Origin of the sequence: Bradyrhizobium sp. 33ap4 (assembly GCF_032654765.1) — a bacterium.
GTDB lineage: Bacteria > Pseudomonadota > Alphaproteobacteria > Rhizobiales > Xanthobacteraceae > Bradyrhizobium > Bradyrhizobium australafricanum.
Map to the genome: position 1 here is coordinate 44,245 of NZ_JAUMTJ010000054.1, position 17,540 is coordinate 61,784.

A 17,540-nucleotide genomic window follows, 5' to 3' on the forward strand; every position below is an offset into this window, starting at 1 on the left:
GCTGGGCCTTTCTCAGGGTTGCGCAACGATGATCTCCGTTCCGGCTTCACGGAGAGCGGTTGCCAGAGCTCCCTCTGGCTGCCGATCGGTAACCAGGCGATCGATATCGGTCCAATGTGCGAAGACGGTGAGCGCACGCTGGTCGAATTTGCCGTGATCGGCCACCAGGATGGCTTCTGCGGCGCGCTTGGCCATCGCGCCATAGATGGCACCGGCCTCATCGTCGGCATCATTCGCGCCGCGCGCGCTGATGCCGGTCGCGCTCACGATGGCGCGGTTGGCCTCATAGCTGTTGATGTTCGCGATCGTCTGCGTGCCGAACACATAACCTTCGGTGGGGTGATAGCGGCCGGGACAGCAGAGCACGCGGATCGACGGATTGACGGCTAGCGCGGCCGCAATGGCGTAATCATGGGTGATCACGGTGATGTCTTGCGCGCGTGAGGCCAGCCGTCGCGCGATGTGAAACGTGGTCGCGCCCGCGCCAAGCATCAACACCTCGTTCGGCAGGATCAGGTCGGCGATCACCGCGGCCATCGCCTCGCGCTCGGCGATCATGATCGCCTTGCGATCGGTCAGCGCCGGCTCGAGCGCGAAGGGACGGGACGCCCCGCCATAGGTGCGGTTGATGAGCTTCTGCTCCTGAAGCTCCATCAGATCGCGCCGGATGGTCTCGCCGGAGACGCCGAGCACGGCGGCGAGCTCGGAAGCCCGCAGCGTCGGCGCGGCGGTGAGTTGCGAGATGATGTGCTTGTGGCGCGCGAGCTTCGAGAGGCGGTCGCCGTCGGCCTTTCGTGGCCGCTTGTCGGCCGCAGCAGGGGCGTCACTCGTCATTCCGCTGTCTCTCCGGCTGCAAACCTCTCCAGCGTCCGTGCCATGATCGTTCCCCAAGTGATGTTGTGAGTCCACATCAATTGTGTGGCATATTCCTCATTTTTTGGGCGCCGTGCTGCCTATGGAATTCGCAAAGGAATCATGGCGATCACATAAGGCACTGAAACATATGAGGTATGGCTTTGGAATGCGGAGCGCATGTCTGACGTTCTGGTGTCTCTTGCCTGCGATCTGCTTTTCAGTTGTGGGGATTCGCACATAGATCCAAGGTCGCGGTGGAACGGCTGGGGAATGATCGCCGCAGGGGACGGCTTTGGTCCGCGCAGGCCGCGGGCCAAAGGAAAGGCAGGCGATGCAGCAGGAAAAAGGGATTCTGGCGTTGAACGCCTTCGATCAGAGTCGGGTGTCGTCAATCGACCCAGCGCTCGGCGAGGCGGTGCAACGACGCCTGCGTTCGTTCGGAAAAGCCTCGGTGCTGTTCTATCAGGAGCCGATCAGGATGGCGCGCGCCGAAGGCGTCTATATGTTCGACGTCGATGGTCGGCGCTATCTCGATCTCTACAACAACGTGCCGTCGGTCGGGCATTCGCATCCGCGCGTTGTCGAGGCGATAAGCCGTCAGGCCGGCCTGCTCAGCACGCACACACGCTATCTCAACGACGTCGTCGATGGCTATGCGGAGCGTCTCCTGGCGACGTTTCCGCGCGGGATCGATCATCTGGTCCTGACTTGCACCGGCAGCGAGGCGAATGACCTTGCGCTACGGGTCGCGAAAGTGACAACCGGGCGGATGGGCTTCATTGTCACGGAGACCGCCTATCACGGCAATAGCGCCGCAGTGACCGATGTCTCGCCGTCCTCGCGTCCCGGTCAGCCGCTGCCGCCCCACGTGCGGGCAGTTCCCGCACCCGAGATGTATCGCAATCCGGTCGGCGATCCCGGCCAGCGCTTTGCCGACAGCGTTGCCGCAGCGATCACCGATCTCGAGCGAAGCGGCTTCGGCTTTGCTGCGCTGCTGGTGGACACGATCTTTTCGAGCGATGGCATCCATGCCGACCCTGCCGGCTTCCTGGCCCCCACCGTGAAGCTCGTGCATGAACGTCAGGGACTGTTCATCGCCGACGAGGTGCAGCCAGGCTTCGGACGAACCGGGGCGGCGATGTGGGGCTTCGCGCGCCATGGCGTCGTCCCCGACATCGTCACGATGGGCAAGCCCATGGGCAACGGCTTTCCGATGGGAGGCGTCGCCATGCGCGCCGCGCTGCTCGATCGCTTTGCCGCGGAAGTGAAGTACTTCAACACCTTCGGCGGCAACCCGGTGGCCGCGGCCGCAGGCCTTGCCGTGCTCGACGTCATCGAGGACGAGGGCTTGATGCAGAATGCGCGCGAGGTCAGCCGTCACCTGATGGATGGATTGCGCGAGATCGGCAATCGCCACATGACCATCGGAGACGTTCGTGGTGCCGGCCTGTTCATCGGGCTCGAGCTGGTGCGCGACCGCGACAGCAAGGAGCCCGCACCGGAGCTCGCTAGCCTGCTGATCAATCGCCTGCGCCGGCGCGGCATCCTGATCGGTGCTGCCGGTCCGTTCGGCAGCACGCTCAAGATTCGTCCGCCGCTGTGCTTCGGCAAGGACCACGCCGACATGTTCATCACCGCGTGCGACGAGGAGTTGCGCGAGGTGGCCGCGTCGTGACGCGATCGCCGATAGCCCGCGATGCCACAGAAGCCGAAGATTTGAAGATCATGGATGCAAGAAGCGTACGAACTATCGCCGAGGCGAAGGCCCTTGTCGAGGAGCGGGGCCTGTCCCACGTCAAGCTCGGCATCGTCGATCTCGACGGCGTCATTCGCGGAAAATATCTCGCGCGCGACAAGTTCGTCGGCGCGCTGGAGGCCGGCTTCAGCTTCTGTGACATCGTGTTCGGCTGGGACTCCAACGACCAGATGTACGACAATTGTGCATTCACCGGCTGGCATACGGCCTTTCCCGACGCGACCGCGCGCATCGATCCTTCGACCTGCCGCAATGTGCCGACGGAAGAGAATATGCTGTTCTTCCTCGGTGAATTCGAGGGCGCCGCGGCGGGGGTGTGTCCGCGCCGGCTGCTGCGGCGCGTCATTGACCGCGCCGAGGGCATGGGGTTCTCGCCGTCCGTGGCCGCGGAGTTCGAGTTCTTCGTGTTCGACGAGACGCCGCACAGCGTGCGCGAGAAGGGCTTTCGCGGCTTGAGGAATCTCACGCCGGGCTGGTTCGGCTATTCCATGCTGCGCGCCTCCGTCGAGTCCGAATTTCATCGCTCGCTGCTCAAGCTCTGCAACGAGATGGACATGCCGGTCGAAGGCCTGCACACCGAGACCGGACCCGGCGTGCTGGAGGCCGCGATCCAATACACCGATGCGCTCGCGGCCGCCGACCGCGCCGTGCTGTTCAAGACCTTCTCCAAGGTCTGGGCCGAGCGTCAGGGCAAGATGCTCACCTTCATGGCCAAATGGTCGAACGCCTATCCCGGACAATCCGGGCATCTGCATCTGTCGCTGCGCGACCGGGACGGCAAGCCGGTGTTTCATCAGAGCGGCAGGCCCGGCGACATGTCCGACATCATGCGCTGGTTCGTCGGCGGCCAGCAGGCGCTGCTTCCGGAGCTGCTTGCGATGGTGGCCTCGACCGTGAACAGCTACTCGCGCCTGATCCCCGGCTTCTGGGCACCGACCGACGCGACCTGGGGAATCGAGAACCGGACCTGCGCGTTGCGCGTCATTCCCGGCAAGCCGGCCAGCCAGCGCGTCGAGTACCGCGTCGCTGCCGCCGACATCAATCCGTATCTGGCGATCGCGGCCGCGCTCGGATCGGGCCTCTGGGGAATCGAGCACAGGATCGAACCGGACGAGCCGATCATCGGCAACGCCTATGAGCGCAAGCATCCGCCCGAGCGCGCGTTTCCGCGCACGTTGTCGGAGGCGGCCGACCGGCTGGTCGCCTCGCAGGCGGCGCGCAACCTGTTTGGCGACGTCTTCGTCGATCACTACGCGATGACGCGGCAGTGGGAGGAGCGCGAGTTCCGCAAGGCCATCACCGACTGGGAGCTCGCTCGCTACTTCGAGATCATTTGAGACGGATCCTCCCTTCCAAAAACGAGTGACATCACGTGAACGATATCGTCTGCATTTCGCCGGTCGACGGCAGCGAGGTTGCCCGGCGGCCCGTCGCAACGGGTGCCGAGGTCGCCGCGGCTCTCGCGCAAGCACGGAAAGCGCAGCAGGAATGGTCGAGCATATCGCTCGCCGAGCGCAAGGCCATGATGCTCGCCTTCCTGCACGAGATGCGGGCGCAGAACGACGAGGTCGTTCCGGAGCTCGCGATGCAGATGGGCCGGCCGGTGCGCTATGGCGGCGAACTGCGCAGCCTGGAGGAGCGCGTCCGCGTGCTGGTCGAGCTCAGCGATGAAGCGCTGGCGCCGATCGTGCCGACCGGGCAGCCCGGCTTCCGCCGCATGATCAAGCGCGTTCCTGCCGGCATCGTGCTGGTGATCGCGCCCTGGAACTATCCCTATCTCACCGCGGCCAACACCATCGTGCCGGCGCTGCTGGCCGGCAACGCCGTGATCCTGAAGCATGCCGCGCAGACCCTGCTGGTCGGTGAGCGCTTCCAGGCGGCACTGGACCGGGTCGGCCTGCCCAAGGGGGTGTTCAGGACGCTCACGCTCGACCATGTCATGACCAGTGAGCTGATCTCATCGCGCTCGGTCGACCATGTGAACTTCACCGGTTCGGTCGCCGGCGGCCGGGCGGTCGAGCGAGCGGCGGCCGGGACATTCATCAGCCTCGGGCTAGAGCTCGGCGGCAAGGATCCGGCCTATGTGCGGCCGGATGCCGATTTCGATTTCGCGGTCGAGCAGCTCGTGGACGGCGCCTTCTACAACTCCGGCCAATGCTGCTGCGGCATCGAGCGGATTTACGTGCATGAGCGGATCTATGACTCCTTTGTAGACGCCTTTGCCGGCCTGACCGCGCGCTACCGGCTCGGCAACCCGCTGTCGCGGGACACGACGCTCGGCCCGATGGCGGCGACACGCTTTGCCGATACCGTCCGCGCCCACATCGGCGAGGCCGTCGCAAAAGGCGCGCAGCCTCTGATCGATCCGGCCCGGTTCCCGGCGGACAAGATCGGTACGGCCTATCTGATGCCTCAGGTCCTGGTCGGCGTCGATCACTCCATGCAGGTGATGATGGAGGAGAGCTTCGGGCCTGCGGTCGGCCTCATGAAGGTCTCCTCCGATCAGGAGGCGGTTGGCCTAATGAACGACAGCCCCTATGGCCTGACTGCATCGGTCTGGACCGAGGACGCCGCCGCAGCCGAACGTATCGGTGACGGCATCGCAACGGGCACCGTATTCATGAACCGCTGCGATTATGTCGATCCCGCCCTGGCGTGGACCGGCCTCAAGGACACCGGACGTGGTGTCGGCATGTCGCGCCTCGGCTTCGAGGCGTTGACCCGCCCAAGATCGTTCCACCTTCGCATCGAGCATTGAGAGCAGCACATGGACGTTCAGATCACCGGCGCCTGGAATTTTCCGACGCGCGTCGTTACCGGCGCGGGCCGCATTGCCGAGCTTCCCGAGGCGTGCCAGACCAACGGCCTCACCAGGCCATTGCTGGTCACCGATCACGGGCTTGCCAAGACCGATCTCATCGCCAGCATCGTCGACCGTGTGCGCGAGGCGGGCATTCCGCTCGCCGTGTTTTCCGACGTGAAGACCAATCCGACCGAAACCAACCTGACGGCCGGCGTCGAAGCCTTCAAGGCCGGCGGTCATGACGGCGTGATTGCGGTGGGCGGAGGTTCGGCGCTGGACGTCGGCAAATGCGTGGCGTTCATGGTGGCGCAGTCGCGCCCGGTCTGGGATTTCGAGGACGTCGGCGATTGGTGGACGCGCGCCAACACCAAGGGCATCGCGCCGATCATTGCGGTGCCGACGACGGCAGGCACGGGGTCCGAGGTCGGCCGCGCCGGTGTGATCACTCGTGAGGATACCCATGAGAAGAAGATCATCTTCCATCCCATGATGATGCCCAGGATCGCAATCGAGGATCCCGAGCTCGCGGTCGGTCTCTCGCCATTTCTCACCATGGCAACCGGCATGGATGCGCTGTCGCACTGCTTCGAGGCCTACTGCGTCAAGGCATTTCACCCGCTTGCCGACGGCATCGCACTGGAGGGGATGAAGATCGTCGATAACTATCTGCCGCGCGCGGTCGAGAACGGTCGCGACCTCGAAGCGCGCGCCTACATGTTCGCCGCGGCCTCGATGGGAGCCACCGCGTTCCAGAAGGGGTTGGGCGCGATCCACTCGATATCCCATCCGGTCGGCGCCCGATACGATACCCATCACGGGCTGACCAATGGTGTGGTCTTCCCTTATGTCCTGGTCTGCAACAAGGCTGCGATCGCCGACAAGATTCCGCACATTGCCCGCGCGCTCAACCTGCCGAGCCAAGACTTCGATGCCGTGCTGTCCTGGCTGCTGGCCTTCCGCAAGAAGCTCGGCGTGCCGCATACGCTCGCCGAGCTCGGGGTGAAGGAGACCGACGCCGGAACGATCGCGGCCGATGCCGTCAAGGATCCGACTGCGGGTGCCAATCCGCGGCCGTTGACCGAGCCGGAGTTCAAGCAGCTGACGCTGGCCGCCATTCGAGGCGATCTTGGAAGCTGAGCCGTGCTGAGGCTGCTCGTTCTCGAGGGCAACACGCTGGCCGGCCGGCGACGGATCGCCGAGACGGCGGGCGCAATGCCTGCCGAGAGCTATGCGGCGGTCCTGCGGTCGCTTGCACCTCGCGTCGTCGTCGACATCGCGACACCGGCGGATGCGAGCTTCGCGCTGCCGCAACCGCTCGAAGCTTACCACGGCATCGCGATCACCGGGTCGGCCCTCAATATCTACCAGCGAGAGGTCGAAGCGCTGCGGCAGATCGACCTCGTGCGCGAGATCTTCGTTCGCGGAGTGCCAATGTTCGGCTCGTGCTGGGGCTTGCAGCTCGCCACGGTCGCAGCGGGCGGCGAGGTCGGTCTCAACCCGGCGGGGCGCGAGGTCGGATTCGCGCGAAGGATCATGCTGACGGCTGAAGGCCGCGCTCATCCCATGCATGCTGGCCGTGCGGCGGTGTTCGACGCGCCGGCCATCCACAGCGATATTGTCACCCGCCTTCCGCAGTCCGCAACCGTCACCGCCTGGAATACCATGTGCGAGGTTCAGGCGGCGGAGATCCGTTTCGGTCGCGGGCTATTCTGGGGCGTGCAGTATCATCCCGAATATCGCCTGCACGACGTCGTCGCCGTCATCCAGCGCTACGGACAGCTCCTGGTTGACGAGGGTTTCTTTGCCGATCTGGACGCGCTCGCGCGTTATGCCGCCGACCTCTCGGCGCTCGAGGCGGACGAACGGCGTGGCGATCTCGCCTGGAAACTGGCACTTCACCGCGACATTCTGAGCCATGATTGCCGTCAGACCGAGCTGAGGAACTGGATCGCATCGCTGGAGCAGACATGACCGCATTGCATGACCTCATCGCGCGCTTTGCCAGGATCGGTGCGACCGACGACGGTGGCGTGTGTCGGCTGGCTGGAACGGCGCGCGACAAGCAGGCGAGGGACCTCTTCTTGCACGAGATCGCCGATCGCGGCCTTGTTCCGAGGATCGACGCGATCGGCAATCTATTTGGCGTGGCGATGCTGGCGCCGGCGTCCACGGACGTCGTCATGACCGGCTCGCACCTCGATTCCCAGCCGACCGGAGGACGATATGACGGGGTCTTCGGCGTGCTCTCCGGAATCCTCGCGGTCGAGGCCGTCAGGGAGCGTTGCCGTGCCAATCCCGGCGCCGCGCGACGCAACCTCGCCGTCGTGAACTGGACCAATGAGGAGGGGGCCCGCTTCCAGCCCAGCCTGACCGGCAGCTCGGTTTTCGCCGGCGCCCTGAGCCTGAAGGATGCATATGCGTGCAGCGACGCAGAGGGCGTCACCCTGGGCGAGGCGCTGGCCGCGATCGGCTATTGCGGGACGACGCCCCTCGAACACAATCCGGTGCGCTATGTCGAGTTGCATGTGGAGCAGGGCGATCGCCTGGAGCAGGCGGCTGGCGACATTGCCGCAGTGTCCGGCGCGTGGATGACGCGCAAGATATCGGTGATGTTCGAAGGCGACTACTCGCACACCGGACCGATGCCGATGGCGCTCCGCCGCGACGCACTGCGCGCAGCGGCCCGGGCTATCGAGGCGCTGTACCAGGAGGTCGCGAGGGAGACTGCGGGCGCCCATGCCTCCGCGGGGCGCATCAGCGTTTATCCCAACTCGCCGAATGTCGTGGCGGGCCGTGTTCGGGTCTGGTTCGAGATCCGGCATGAGGCCGAAGCCGTGGTCTCGGCGATCAGCGATCGCTTTCTGAAGCGAATCGCGCGTGAGTCGGGCGAGATCGGCGTTGGTATCTCGATCGCTGCCGACGAGAGGCGAGCGGGGACCGTGCTTGATCCCGGTGGCGTGGCACTGGTTCTTTCTGTCGCCGCGGATCTCGGTTTCAAGGCCATGACGTTCAAGACCATCACCGGCCACGACGCGCTGGCCATCCAGAAATCTGTTCCGTCCTCGCTGATCTTCGTCCCGAGCGAGGGCGGGCTCAGCCACAATCCGCGCGAGTTCACGGCGCCCGCGGCCCTCGACAAGGGCTACGCGGTGCTGACCGAGGTGCTGTGGAGAATGGTTACCGCGAAGGCGTGAGGCATTTCGGGTGGATGATCCTAAATGGGCGATGAAGGGACACCACCCGACAAGTAACTGATTTGCTGGTGGGTCCGGCGGGACTCGAATCTGCAACCAGACCGTATGAGCGACGATCGCGTTTCTTCGCGAGGAAAGCCGACCAAGGCGAAGCGGACCGCCGAGATCGGTTTGGACCCATATGACGGACCTCGTGCGCATTGAGCCCAGTTACGGAACCAGTATCGCAATCGATAAACTTCGATTTGCTCTGCAAGCCTTTCTTTTGAACGAGCCGATAAACGCTTCGGGCACGAAGGATTATTTCGGGATGATGTTGAGCAGGAATTCGGCGATGGTCTGCTCTTTGGCTTTGCCGGCGTAGACTGCAACGGCCGGCCACGGCGATGCCGCAGAAGAAGCCATAGCCGCGGCGGGCGGATAACGGTAGTCATCCCTTAATGATGAGGCGCCCCAGGAACGCATTGCAGGCCCGCTCGGCTTCAGCGAACGAACTGAAGGGAGACCCGGACACGTGAGCCGCTGGCATATTCAGAAAGTCGGGGCGATATGATGCAACAAAGCCCGGCTCTCCATGCAATCCAGGTCCACTCCGGCTCTCGTTGCTGATGACGAATGAATAGTCGTCGCTGCTTGCGATCCAAATCTCCAGTTCAGTATCGACTCGGCGGAAGTGCAGGGCCATTTCACCCTCACAAACTTTGGTCCTCCGTGATCATCCACATGGGACGCTTAGTCTGCTTTTGTGCGGTTGGCCGCTTCTGCCTCCCGCGCCAGCCGTTCGGCCTTTAGGCGCTCTCGATTATCATGGACCGCTTTTTGCGCTTTGGCGTAATCCGTCATAGCATCCTTCGGCCTGACAGTTTTGAATGCCTTGTTTGCTTCGCGTTCCGCAGCCGTCGGCGCCCGTCGGTCTCGCTCTTTAATCATTGTTGACCTCCCATTTGGGCTGACTCATTCAACGCGCGAAGCAAGCTTTCGATCCTATTACGGGGCAATGATCTTGAGGCTGTGATCATTTTAGATTTCTGTCGCGGCGTACCCTTGTGAAACCGCTCCGGCCTTTTGATGAGCTTGCGCTTGCGGCTGGCCTGATCGTCTTGGCTGGCTGTACTGTCGGTCACCTTGTGGATTGCGTCGCCTGCCAATTCGCGGGCGCGCTCCCTGGGGCTGTGCCGTTCAGCGCGCAGCGCCGTGGGCGATACAGTTAGCTCGAACTCGATGAGCCGGCGGACGTCCTCAGAGCGGCCCGGAGTATCGTCCTGCTTTGCCGCCCAGGTATCGACGACGGCCCGCAGGTCGGCTGACAGGCGAATTACGACTGTCCGGCTTGTGCATCGTCCCGGGATGTCGAGACAGGCGATGGCGCGACAATCGCGGCGCACCCAGCATGGCATGAAATCACCCGGAGTTTGGCAGGATATCACCTTGCCGGATGTGGTCCGGATTCTAATGCTCGGAGCCTCGGAACAGAGACGTCCTGAGCCCCGAATCCCTGCGGCGCAACGCACGCGGAAGGACGCGACGGTCGCAAAATGTCTCTGAGGGAGGAATCGGATGCCACAACTGTCGCCCGAGCGCACGCGAAAAATCCTTGCCGATAGCGCGTTCAGAGAGCTCGTCTCAGGCCGCGCGAGGTTGCGATGGTGGCTCTCCATCCTGACGCTGGTCATGTTCTTCGGCTTCATTGCGCTGATCTCGACCGCAAAAGCCGCGCTCGGCGCGAGTTTCGCCGGCAGCGCGATGCCGCTCGGCTTCGCGCTCGCCCTTCTCATGGTTGCGGCGATCATCGCTTTCACCGCCTTCTATGTTCAGCGCTCGAACACGCGCTTCGACGAACTCGCGCGCAGAGTCAATCGGGAGCTCGGCCGATGATCGCCAGATGGCTGCTGATCGCACTTTGCGTGGTGTTTCCATTCGCGGCGATGGCCCAGGGCGCGTCCGCCGCGGCGGCGCGTGGGCCCGACTGGATCGCGATCGGAATGTTCCTGATTATCGTCGCCGTCACGCTCGTCATCACCTGGCGCTCGGCCGGCAGCACCGGATCGAAGGCGGGCTTCTACACCGCCGGACACGCGATCACGCCGGTGCAGAACGGTCTGGCGACCGCTGGCGATTTCCTGTCGGCGGCCGCATTTCTCGGCATATCCGCGCTGGTCTACGCCAACGGCTTCGACGGCTTCATTTACGCGCTCGGCTTTCTCACGGGATGGCCGATAGTGCTGTTCCTGATGTCGGAGCGCATGCGCAATCTGGGCAGCTACACCTTCGCGGATGCCGCCGCGTTTCGCCTGCAGCGGACGCCGGTCCGGCTCGTCGCCGCGACCGGAAGTCTCGTCGTTGTGCTTTTCTACCTGATCGCGCAGCTGATCGGCGCGGGCAAGGTGATCCAGCTGCTTTTCGGCATCAACTACATCTTCGCCGTGCTCGGCGTCGGCGTGCTGATGATCCTTTATGTGATCGTGGGCGGCATGCAGGCGACCACTTGGGTTCAGATCACCAAGGCAGTGCTGCTGCTGTGCGGCGGAACGCTGCTCGCGCTGGCTGCCCTGTGGCATTTCGAGTTCAGCCTTGGACGGCTGCTGGAGGCCGCAAGCCACGTCCATCCCAAGGGAGCCGCTATTCTGGTCCCCGGCGGACTGTTCGCCGAACCGGTGTCCGCCATCTCGCTCGGCCTCGCGCTAGTGTTCGGCACTGCCGGCCTGCCGCATATCCTTATGCGGTTCTTCACGGTGAAGGACGCCGCCGCGGCCCGCAAATCGGTGTTCTATGCGACGGCCTGCGTCGCGTATTTCTGCTGGATCATTCCGGTGCTGGGCTTTGCCGCCGCAGCGATCCTTATGACGGATCCGAGCTATTTCAATGTCGCGGCATCCGGGCAGTTCAACAAGATCGCCGATCTGGTTGGCGGGCCGAACATGGCGTCGATCCATCTCGCCCACGCGATGGGCGGTCCGCTGCTGCTCGGATTCATCTCCGCGGTGGCATTCGCGACCATCCTTGCCGTCGTCGCCGGCCTGACGCTCGCCGGCGCCTCCGCCGTCAGTCATGACATCTACGGCCAGGTGCTGGCCGGCGGCAAGGCATCCGAAGCGCGCGAACTGCTGGTCTCGAAGGTCTCGGCTGTGGCCATCGGCGTCGTTGCGGTTCTGCTGGCCTACGCCTTCGAGAACCAGAACGTGGCGTTCATGGCCGGACTTGCGTTGTCGGTGGCCGCGAGCTGCAATTTTCCGGTGCTGGCGATGGCGATGTTCTGGCGTGGCACCACGACGCGCGGCGCCGTCGCCGGCGGTCTCGCGGGCCTCGTCGCGTCGGTCGTGCTGGTCGTGCTGAGCAAGACGGTCTGGGTCGCCGTCCTCGGCTTTCCGACGGCGCTGTTCCCCTACGACAATCCGGCTCTGGTCTCGATGCCGCTCGCCTTCCTGTTCGTCTGGCTGTTCTCGGTAACGGATCGCAGCGAGCGCGCTGCGCGCGAACGCGAGGCGTTTGCGGCGCAGTTCATCCAATCCGAGATCGGAGCGGCTTTGGCCAGCGAGCGGCCGACTCTCGCAGCCGCAGCCTCGTGACATCGAGGAACCTGGAAAACAGCATGACCAACGCAGTTCAACTCGACGAGACCCACGACCCGGCCCGGCGGAGTTTTGTCGAGACGGCTAACGGCGGCGCGACCGACTTCCCGATCCAGAATCTGCCGCTTGGCATCTTCAGCACCGCGGCCGATACGCAGCCGCGGATCGGCACCGCGATCGGAGATTTCGTCTTCGACCTGAAGCGAGCGCTCGGTTCCGATGAGCACCTCGCGGCGCCGATCCGCCAGGCGCTCCAGCAAGGCACGCTCAATGCGCTGTTCGCGCTCGGACCTATGGCGATGCGGGAGCTGCGCCGCCGCGCCGCCGATCTGCTGGGGCAGGGCAGCGCGGCCAATGACACCAGGCGCCGCGCCTCCGAATTGCTGACGTCGATCGCGGATGCAACGTTGCACCTGCCGACACGGTTGTCGAACTACACGGACTTCTACGCCGGCATCTATCATGCGCGGGCGGCGGGCGCGCTGCTGACGCCGGAAAATCCGCTTCCCGCGAACTACAAATGGGTGCCCATCGCCTATCACGGCCGTGCCTCGTCGGTGCAAGTGGGGCGCGGGATGGTGCGACGGCCACTCGGGCAACGCCCGCCCACGGTGGCGGGCGCAGCGCCGGGCTTTGGCCCGTGCGAACGGCTGGATTTCGAGCTCGAGATGGGCTTCTACCTCGCTGCCGGCAACCGGCTCGGCAATCCCGTCCCGATCGCCGAAGCATCGCAGCAGATCGTCGGCTATTCGCTGCTGAACGACTGGTCGGCGCGCGACATCCAGCGCTGGGAGATGTTTCCGCTCGGACCGTTCCTCAGCAAGAGTTTTGCTACCTCGGTGTCACCGTGGGTCGTCACGTCGGATGCGCTGGCGCCGTTCCGCGTCGCGGCGCTGGCGCGGCCGGACGGCGATCCGCGTCCGCTCGAATATCTGTTCGACGCGGCCGATCAATCGCACGGCGGACTCGATGTCCACCTCGAGGTCCTGCTCTCGACCGCGCAGATGCGCGCCGCGAACCAGCCCGCCGCGGCGATTCTCACATCCAATGCCAAATACCTGTACTGGACCCCGGCGCAGATGATCGCGCATCACAGCATCAATGGCTGCAATCTGCTGCCGGGCGACCTGATCGGCACTGGCACCATTTCGGGGCCTAGCCCGGCGCAGCTTTCGAGCATGCTCGAGTTCACCGCCGCAGGATCGAGGCCGGCCGCGCTTGCGAGCGGCGAGCGCCGCGGCTTCCTCGAGGACGGCGACGAGGTCACCTTCCGCGGCCGCTGCAGCCGGGAAGGTTTTGCGGGCATCGGGTTCGGCTCATGCGTCGGCCGGATCGGGCGGGCGGACGTCGTCATTGCCGAAAACAACCATGCCTGATGGCGGGAGGGTGATATGGAGTGTCAGTCGCTGCTAACCTACGCACAGCTCCAGAACGCGGCGCTCGATCCAGGCGACTTCCGCTTCGGACAGCTCCTGACATTGGCGGTCGGGTTATCGCTGCTGCTGGTCACGCGTCTGGCGACGCTGCTGGCCGCTGCGCTGTAGGGTGACGGAAGTCCGACGGCGAGCGGTTGGTCCACTTCTTGAACGCCTTGCGGAAGCTGGTAGCGTCGGCGAAGCCGACACGCTCGGCGACCTGATCGATGGCCAGATGGGTGTTCTCGAGCAACTCTGTCGCAATCGACTGCCGCATCCCGTCGACGATCGACTGGAACGACTGCCCGTCCTCCGCCAGCCTGCGGTGGAACGTTCGTAGCGACAGCCCGAGCTTGGATGCGATCTCCGGCGCGCCCGCAAATCGGCTGGGGCTGTTGAGACAGGCGGCTCTGATCCGCCTGACTAGCTCGGATTCGCCGGGCCGCTCGGTCAAGACGACGTCGCAGAGCTGCTGGCAGATCTTCGCGGTGATCGGGTTCGCGTTGGGGCAGGGCAGATCGAGCACCTTGGCGTCGAAATGCCATTCCATGCGATCGGCGCCGAAGTCGATCGGGCAGTTGAACATCCGCTCGTAGTTGCGCCAGTGCACGGGTGCGGCAAACGGAAAGATCATCCTCTTGCTCGGGAACGGCGACTCGAGGATGCGGCTGAACACCGCGGTCATCGAGCTGCGCCAGAATTCCGCGGCGAACGGCAGCAGCTCGCCGAGCGGGTCGAGCCCATGGCTGCGAAGGATCGCGGTCGTCCCGTGCTCGATCCGGAAGCTGATCTGCCTGACCGCCGGCCCGGCCATGGTGATGTGATCGAGTGAGAACATCAGCGCTTCGCCGAATGTCCGGCTCGACACCAGCGCATAGCCGTAAATGCCGTAATCGCTGATGCGCTGCCGAGCGCCTGCGAGCAACCCTATATCAGAGCGCTTCGCCAGCCGCATCGCGTTGCGGTAGATCGCCAGCCGCTGGCGGTGCGAGATGCGAGCGTGGGGATCCTCGAGCTGGGAAGCATCGAGACCGGTCCGCGCAAACAGCTCCCGAACCGACACGCCCTGTGCCGCCAGCTCGGCGGCCAGCGCGCCGAGTCCGAGCAGGCTCTGCGTCGGCGCATCGGGGTCGCTCGAGATCGGCATCACGATCTTGATCGGCTTCATGGCACTTTCTCCACGTCCGGCTGGCACAGATTGACGGGCCGACGAACGGCTCTTCCGGCCGTTTGGCAATTTTCGACATCATAATTGGCAGAGCTTGACGTTGTCACGTTTGTTATGACGGACGACATTCAAATCATCAGAACAGCGGGATCTGCGCCGGGCAGGCCCGCAGCGAGGAGACGTCTGACCGCCGTGACGCTGCGTCGAAAGCGCTGCCGGCCGGCTTTTGTATCGAGCGGAGGGAACCTGATGACGACAGTAGTTCACGAGATGGACGGCAAGGTTGGCGTGGTGACGCTGGCGAAGCCGCCGCACAATTTGCTCGACGACCAGCTCATCAACGATGTGGTCGGCGCCTACCACGCGGTGGTTGCGGCCGGCTGCCGCGCTATCCTGCTGCGTAGCTCGATGCGGCACTTCTGCGCCGGCGCGGAGATGGCGTCCTGGGGAATCGCTACCAAGCTGCACACCGATCAGGCCGGTCTCGAAAAAATCTGGCGTAGTCTCGAGGATGTACCGGTTCCCACGGTTGCCGCCGTCAATGGCGGCGTGCTTGGCGGCGGGCTTGAGCTCGCGCTGACCTGCGACATGATTATCGCAGCGAACACCGCGTTCCTCGGCCAGGTCGAGGTTGCGGTCGGGTTGCTGCCGCTGCTCGGCGGCACGCAGCGCATCGCGCAACGCGCCGGCATCGCGCGGGCCAAGGAGATCGCGATGCTCGGCCGCCGTCACACTCCCGAGGCGTTCGAACGCTGGGGCATCATCAACCTCGTCGTCCCGGAAGCCGAATTGGGCGCGTCATCGATGACCATGGCCCGACAGCTCGCCGCTGGCCCGACCAAGGTCATCGCGGGCATCAAGATGCAGGCGAACCTGCAGGCGCGCGGCGGCGTCGCCGCTGCCGACGCGCGACAGGTCGAGATCAACGACATGATCTGGAAGGCCAGGGATCGCCAGCGCGGCGCCGACGCCTTCTTCGCGTCGGGCCCGGCAACAGCTGTCTTCGAGGGAGACTGACGATGTCGGCTGCGCCTCTTCAGGGATTGCGGGTGGTCGATTTCACTCGCGTGCTGGCCGGTCCGCATTGCACCAAGGCGCTGCGTGACCTCGGCGCCGAGGTCACCAAGATCGAGCCGCCGTCCGGCGACATTGGCCGCGCCGGACTGCCTTACGTCGGTGGTATGGGTCTCTATTTCGTGCAGCAGAACGCCGGCAAGCGGAATCTCAGCATCGACCTGAACTATGTTGAGGGACGCGAGATAGTCACCCGCCTGTGTAGGGGGGCCGACGTCATCGTCGAGAATTTCCGTCCCGGCACCTTGGCGCGGTTCGGCTTCAGCTACGACGACGTCCGTACCTTCAACCCCGGCATCATCTATGTCTCGCTGAGCGGCTACGGGCAGTCGACCTCCTGGCGCAACCGGCCGGCCTTTGCGCCTACGGTGCAGGCCGAGACCGGCCTGACCTCGATCGTGCAGGACCATTTCGGTGCGGCATTGTCGGAGCCACGCGGCGATTCATGCAGCCATGCCGATGTCTATACCGGGCTGCAGGGCGTGATCGCCGTGCTCGCCGCGCTCCAGCATCGCAACCGCACCGGCGAGGGACAGCACGTCGACGTGTCGATGGCTGCGACGATGCTGTCGGTCAACGAGCGCGCCGGCGCGATGATGTCGGGGATCGACACCGACGGCGAGCCTATCGCGCTGTCGGCTAATGAGTCGCACATCTTCGAGATGTCCGACGGCACCCGCCTGACGATCGCCGCCAGCCCGATCTATTCACCGATGTTCACGCGCTACTGCGCGATGATGCGGCGAAGCGATTTGCTGGCCGATGCCCGCTACGCCACCGCTAGCCTGCGCCGGCAGAACCTCGCGCCGTTGCTCGCCGAAATCCGCGCCTGGATTACGACGTTCGAGAATCTCGAGCAGTTGCAGGCGCAGGTCAGTGAAGCCGGGCTCGCGGTTGGGCGCGTGCGCACCGTCAACGAGTTCGTGGAGACCGATTGGGCCAAGGAGTGGAATGCCGTGGTCGAGGTCGATGACCGGGCCGGCGGATTGGTCCGAATGCCGGGCAATCCCTGGATCTTCAGCCGCTCGGAACTGCCGTCGCCCGGCATGCCGGCCTATCAGGGTGAGCACAATGAAGACGTCCTTGGCCAGCTCGACTTTGCGCCCGAGAGGATCAAGGATCTGCAGCACCGCAACATCCTGCTCAGCCGGCGATAGGCGGAGCTTGTCCGGGCATGGCAAAAAGATCGCTTCAATTGGATGGAGGAGGTATCCGACGACATCAAGCGATCCGCTCCGACCTTCTCGGCACTTTCCGCAACCGACATTTCGCGACGCGAGCCTCCGCAGGCCGGCAGCTAACTGGTTTCAACCCTCTCGCAGTGGCTTTAGGCCACGGCCTCGAAGAGTAATTTGAGATGGTTGCATGTCCACGAGTTGAACCTGGGCCCCACATCGCAGCTTTTTGCATTTTGGACTGCGGCCGCTGAACAGTCCAATCTCGTCCGCTCCGTCTCGGCAGAAGCAACAACGATCCATGCTATCGAACTCGTCGTAGTCATCGTCAGATTGCGGTGCTCTTTTCTGCTCGAAGCCACAGCGTGCATGTTCGTCCGACACAGCGGGCCTCGGCCACGTCGCGCTTACATATTCTGCTCTTGCAGCATAGCTTTTCGTTTACTAGCAGGCTGTTGAAGAACTCAGCCGCGTTCGCAAACGAAGGCTGAATCGTCGCCATTGTGGATGTAGAAGTGGCCAACGAGCCTG

General features: G+C 64.2%; 16 protein-coding genes. 12 read left to right on the plus strand and 4 right to left on the minus strand.

The features are described 5' to 3' along the window. Nucleotides 1-12: 12 nt before the first annotated feature. Nucleotides 13-834, minus strand: coding sequence for a DeoR/GlpR family DNA-binding transcription regulator (locus tag Q2M23_RS32825; RefSeq protein ID WP_253589681.1), 822 nt, complete (start codon nt 832-834; stop codon nt 13-15). A gap of 352 nt (nt 835-1,186) precedes the next feature. On the opposite strand from Q2M23_RS32825, the gene Q2M23_RS32830 reads away from it, so the two are divergent. From Q2M23_RS32830 to Q2M23_RS32855, 6 genes are read left to right on the plus strand one after another with little or no spacing between them, the layout of a single operon-like run. Then, complete coding sequence (locus Q2M23_RS32830; RefSeq protein ID WP_253589682.1) at nt 1,187-2,530, plus strand: aspartate aminotransferase family protein; 1,344 nt, start codon at nt 1,187-1,189, stop codon at nt 2,528-2,530. Between the two features lie 50 nt (nt 2,531-2,580). Continuing rightward, complete coding sequence (locus Q2M23_RS32835; RefSeq protein WP_076834294.1) at nt 2,581-3,948, plus strand: glutamine synthetase family protein; 1,368 nt, start codon at nt 2,581-2,583, stop codon at nt 3,946-3,948. A 35-nt stretch (nt 3,949-3,983) separates the two neighbouring features. After that, nucleotides 3,984-5,369: an aldehyde dehydrogenase family protein gene (locus Q2M23_RS32840; RefSeq protein ID WP_057020604.1), complete on the plus strand. Its 1,386-nt coding sequence runs from the start codon at nt 3,984-3,986 to the stop codon at nt 5,367-5,369. A 9-nt stretch (nt 5,370-5,378) separates the two neighbouring features. Further along, nucleotides 5,379-6,551: an iron-containing alcohol dehydrogenase gene (locus tag Q2M23_RS32845; RefSeq protein ID WP_168856093.1), complete on the plus strand. Its 1,173-nt coding sequence runs from the start codon at nt 5,379-5,381 to the stop codon at nt 6,549-6,551. A 3-nt stretch (nt 6,552-6,554) separates the two neighbouring features. Beyond that, nucleotides 6,555-7,385 carry a type 1 glutamine amidotransferase gene (locus tag Q2M23_RS32850; protein ID WP_057020602.1) on the plus strand — a complete coding sequence of 277 codons (831 nt, stop codon included), beginning with the start codon at nt 6,555-6,557 and terminating at the stop codon, nt 7,383-7,385. After that, complete coding sequence (locus Q2M23_RS32855) at nt 7,382-8,608, plus strand: Zn-dependent hydrolase (protein WP_316398276.1); 1,227 nt, start codon at nt 7,382-7,384, stop codon at nt 8,606-8,608. The genes Q2M23_RS32850 and Q2M23_RS32855 overlap by 4 nt, the downstream gene beginning before the upstream one ends. A 300-nt stretch (nt 8,609-8,908) precedes the next feature. Here the strand turns inward: Q2M23_RS32855 and Q2M23_RS32860 are convergent, their stop codons facing one another. Together Q2M23_RS32860 and Q2M23_RS32865 are read right to left on the minus strand one after the other, a co-directional pair. Then, a complete protein-coding gene (locus tag Q2M23_RS32860) occupies nt 8,909-9,073 on the minus strand; it encodes a hypothetical protein (protein ID WP_158074243.1) in 165 nt (54 codons plus the stop codon). A 267-nt stretch (nt 9,074-9,340) separates the two neighbouring features. Further along, on the minus strand, nt 9,341-9,538 hold the full coding sequence (locus tag Q2M23_RS32865; RefSeq protein ID WP_076834229.1) for a hypothetical protein: 198 nt from the start codon (nt 9,536-9,538) through the stop codon (nt 9,341-9,343). A 627-nt stretch (nt 9,539-10,165) separates the two neighbouring features. Between Q2M23_RS32865 and Q2M23_RS32870 the strand changes: the two genes are divergently transcribed. The 4 genes from Q2M23_RS32870 to Q2M23_RS32885 are packed head-to-tail and all read left to right on the plus strand — an operon-like array spanning nt 10,166 to nt 13,721. Next, nucleotides 10,166-10,483 carry a DUF485 domain-containing protein gene (locus Q2M23_RS32870; RefSeq protein WP_083715219.1) on the plus strand — a complete coding sequence of 106 codons (318 nt, stop codon included), beginning with the start codon at nt 10,166-10,168 and terminating at the stop codon, nt 10,481-10,483. Beyond that, the gene (actP, locus tag Q2M23_RS32875; protein ID WP_316398277.1) at nt 10,480-12,174 is read left to right on the plus strand and encodes a cation/acetate symporter ActP; all 1,695 of its coding nucleotides are present in this window, start codon (nt 10,480-10,482) and stop codon (nt 12,172-12,174) included. Before Q2M23_RS32870 ends, actP begins: the two co-directional genes overlap by 4 nt. Before the next feature lie 23 nt (nt 12,175-12,197). Beyond that, nucleotides 12,198-13,553: a fumarylacetoacetase gene (gene fahA, locus Q2M23_RS32880; RefSeq protein ID WP_316398278.1), complete on the plus strand. Its 1,356-nt coding sequence runs from the start codon at nt 12,198-12,200 to the stop codon at nt 13,551-13,553. Between the two features lie 15 nt (nt 13,554-13,568). Then, nucleotides 13,569-13,721: a hypothetical protein gene (locus Q2M23_RS32885; protein WP_316398279.1), complete on the plus strand. Its 153-nt coding sequence runs from the start codon at nt 13,569-13,571 to the stop codon at nt 13,719-13,721. Here Q2M23_RS32885 and Q2M23_RS32890 read toward each other — a convergent pair. After that, nucleotides 13,684-14,760 carry an AraC family transcriptional regulator gene (locus Q2M23_RS32890; RefSeq protein ID WP_316398280.1) on the minus strand — a complete coding sequence of 359 codons (1,077 nt, stop codon included), beginning with the start codon at nt 14,758-14,760 and terminating at the stop codon, nt 13,684-13,686. The two genes, Q2M23_RS32885 and Q2M23_RS32890, sit on opposite strands and share 38 nt — an antisense overlap. A 249-nt stretch (nt 14,761-15,009) precedes the next feature. Between Q2M23_RS32890 and Q2M23_RS32895 the strand changes: the two genes are divergently transcribed. Next, a complete protein-coding gene (locus tag Q2M23_RS32895; protein ID WP_316398281.1) occupies nt 15,010-15,777 on the plus strand; it encodes an enoyl-CoA hydratase/isomerase family protein in 768 nt (255 codons plus the stop codon). Nucleotides 15,778-15,779: 2 nt separating this feature from the next. Beyond that, a complete protein-coding gene (locus Q2M23_RS32900; protein ID WP_316398282.1) occupies nt 15,780-16,991 on the plus strand; it encodes a CoA transferase in 1,212 nt (403 codons plus the stop codon). Nucleotides 16,992-17,540 lie beyond the last annotated feature (549 nt).